We start from the raw sequence: 933 nt of genomic DNA, 5'->3' as shown, positions 1-933 counted from the left end.
CGCCGCCGTTAAGGGTGTCGTCGCCAGTACCCCCGGTCAGGATGTTCGCGGCGGCATTGCCGATCAGTGTGTTGCCCAGGTTGTTACCTGTGAGATTGAGCTTGGTTGAGCCTGTAGCAGAAGCATCAAGGATCTCGATGTTGGCCCAGTCATTATCCAGGGTGAGAGTTGCTGCTGTGGCAAGCGTAGCTGAACCACGCAGCTTGATGGTATCAATGCCATCAGTTGTGCCATTAAATTCTTCTACTGTATCTTCAATCGAAAGAATTCCGCCTGTGGCTTTGAGGTCCAAAATGTAGGTGTCATTACCTTCGCCACCCTGCAGGATATCTACCCCAGCGCCGCCATCAAGGATGTTATCTGCATCATTGCCAGTGAGAGTATTTGCGAGTGCATTGCCAGTGAGGTTGAGTTTGATAGATTCTGTGCCAGAGGCATCGAGTCTTTCAAGGTTCGCACCGAGGCTGAGGGTAGTTGCATTCGCCATGGTGCTGTAGTCAGTGCCACTGAGTAAGCGCAGTTGAACGGTATCACTGCCTGCATTAGCGGCTTCAGTGATGGTATCTTGCAGAGCGACCTTGAAGTTAGCAGCGGTAGTGCCTGTACGAACGAGGTCAACGATGTAGGTATCATCACCGGCCCCGCCGATGAGTTTGTCTACGCCATCGCCACCATCGAGGATGTTATTGCCAGCATTGCCAGTGATGGTGTTTGCGAGTGCGTTGCCAGTGCCATTGATATGATCATTGCCGGTAAGCGTCAGGTTTTCGACAAAGTCAGTGAGTTCATAATCGACACTGGCTTTAACGAGGTCAGTGCCCCCATTTGCAGCTTCAATCACTTCATCATCTTCGTCATCGACGATATAGGTATCGTTGCCTTTGCCACCCTCCATACGGTCAGCACCTGCACCGCCATCCAGAACGTTGTTAC

Annotated in this window: 1 protein-coding gene; it reads right to left on the bottom strand. The window is 51.7% G+C overall.

Going from position 1 to position 933, the window contains the following annotated elements; translation table 11 throughout:
* A partial coding sequence (locus tag OH31_RS09150; protein ID WP_024930476.1) for a calcium-binding protein occupies positions 1 to 933 on the bottom strand: 933 nt, incomplete at both ends.

Source organism: Methylophilus sp. OH31 (assembly GCF_000576615.1).
Taxonomy (GTDB): Bacteria; Pseudomonadota; Gammaproteobacteria; order Burkholderiales; family Methylophilaceae; genus Methylophilus.
Note: the sequence above shows the minus strand (reverse complement) of the source record. Positions and strands in the feature narration are given on the sequence as shown.